General features: G+C 67.1%; 3 protein-coding genes. 2 read left to right on the plus strand and 1 reads right to left on the minus strand.

The window, feature by feature from the left end:
* Positions 1–141, plus strand: a 141-nt coding sequence (locus tag RMO30_RS12585; protein WP_309714092.1) for an integrase core domain-containing protein, incomplete at its 5' end; no start/stop codon positions are given.
* On the opposite strand, the gene ftsY is transcribed toward RMO30_RS12585, so the two are convergent.
* Positions 138–1,007 carry a signal recognition particle-docking protein FtsY gene (gene ftsY / locus RMO30_RS12590; protein WP_309714087.1) on the minus strand — a complete coding sequence of 290 codons (870 nt, stop codon included), beginning with the start codon at positions 1,005–1,007 and terminating at the stop codon, positions 138–140. The genes RMO30_RS12585 and ftsY overlap by 4 nt on opposite strands.
* A gap of 68 nt (positions 1,008–1,075) precedes the next feature.
* On the opposite strand from ftsY, the gene RMO30_RS12595 reads away from it, so the two are divergent.
* Positions 1,076–1,943 (plus strand): helix-turn-helix domain-containing protein (locus RMO30_RS12595; protein WP_309714090.1); only part of this gene is annotated, 868 nt, incomplete at its 3' end.

Consider the following 1,943-nt stretch of genomic DNA (forward strand, 5'->3'; position numbering starts at 1 on the left):
ACCACCTACCTCTCCAACGAAGCCCGATCCGCCACCTACCCCGACTGGCTCGAGGAATACAATCACCGACGACCCCACAGCGCCCTCGGAGGCCACACCCCCGCCTGCCGCGTTCACAACCTCACGGGTCGCTACACCTAGCCGACGAGCTGCTGGGCGAAGACGTGCGGGGTGAAACCGGTCAGGTCGCCGATGCCCTCACCTTGCCCGACGAGTTTGATCGGGATGCCGGTCTTCTCTTGCACGGCGAGCACGAAACCCCCCTTGGCGGAACCGTCGAGTTTGGTGAGCACGAGCCCCGTCACCCCGGCGTGTTCGATGAACGCCTCCGCCTGGGCGAGGCCGTTCTGCCCCGTCGTCGCGTCGAGCACGAGCAACACCTCGGCGATGGGCTCGAGTTTCTCGACAACGCGGCGCACCTTGGAGAGTTCATCCATCAGGTCGCTCTTGGTCTGCAACCGGCCAGCGGTGTCGATGAGCACGATCTCGATGCCCTCAGCTCTCGCCTTCTCGACGGTCTGGAAGGCGACGGATGCCGGATCCTGCCCCGCCTGTTGCGGCCGCACGATGGTCGCTCCCCCGCGTTCCGCCCAGGTGGCGAGTTGCTCGACCGCGGCGGCGCGGAAGGTGTCGGCAGCGCCAACCACGACGGAGCGGCCGTAGTTGGTGAGGAACTTCGCGAACTTGCCGATCGTCGTCGTCTTGCCGACGCCGTTCACTCCGACGACGAGCACGACCGCTGGCCGGTTCGACAGGGTGAGGGTCGAGTCAAGGCGGGAAAGCCGTTCCTCGATGGTTTCGCGCAGCATCCGCTGCAGGTCGGCCGGGTCGGTCGTGCGGTACTTCGCGACCTTGCCGCGCAACTCGTCGACGATCGCGTCGGTCAAGTCGGGGCCGAAATCCGCGGAGATGAGAGCGTCTTCGAGCAGGTCCCACGTCTCGTCGTCAATCGTGGCGCGCGAGAACATCCCCCGCAGGGCAGACCCCAGAGACCACGTCGCCGCCATGCCGCCAGCCTACGATGATCGAAACGGGCCGCGATTTGCCGTACAGGGACGAGTCGAGAGTGGATGACGTGGCAGATTCGGGTACGCGGGCGCTGACCGATGTCGAGACGCTCACGGTGTTGCGCCATCTGTATCGGGCCCGCACCGCGACCGTCGCCGAGCTCTCCGAACACGCTGCGCTGCCGCCCACCCGACTCGCTGACATCCTCGACGACCTTGAGCGGGCCGGTTTTCTGCGGCGGGTCGGAACCACGATCGAGCCGATCTCGCCCGACGTTGCGGTGGCGACGATCCTGGCGCGCGTCGTCGCGGGGCAGCAGGCGAGCGCGGCGGCTGTCGGCCATTTGCTCAGGGCCCTCCCCACGATCACGAAAGACTGGGAACTGGGCGCGTCCGGCTCCGAATTCGGACTCACCGCAGAGATCGTGCACGGCTACCGGGCTCAGTGGGACACCTGGGCGCGCTTCGCGTCGGAAGGGCCCCCGAGACAGCTGATTTGCCTCTTCCCCGATCTCACCGTTCTGCGCGGCATCGTCGCCCTCGGCGCCGGCGAGGTCGATGCCTTGGCGGGAATCGACATCGCGATGCGCGGCATCCTTCCCACTTCAGTCTGCGCTGACCCGGCCGCACAGCCGACCCTCGAGCTGCTCGAGGCGGCGGGCATGGAGATCCGCACGCTCCCCCAGGTGCCGAACTGGATCTGTGTAGACGACGGGGTGTACGCGGCCATCCCACTGACCTGGGCGGATCGCGCACCCGGCAGCATTCTGGTGATTCGACATCCGTCGATCGTTTCGGCGCTGTCGTACGTCGCCGAGACGCAGTGGTCGCTCGCGATGCCGTTCCGCACCGTTACGGATGGCTGGGAGTCCGTGTTGCGGCTGCTCACCGATGGCCTGTCGGACCATGCCATCGCCCGCGCTCTCGGCACGTCGG

The organism is Pseudolysinimonas sp., assembly GCF_031389465.1.
Classification (GTDB): domain Bacteria; phylum Actinomycetota; class Actinomycetes; order Actinomycetales; family Microbacteriaceae; genus Pseudolysinimonas_A.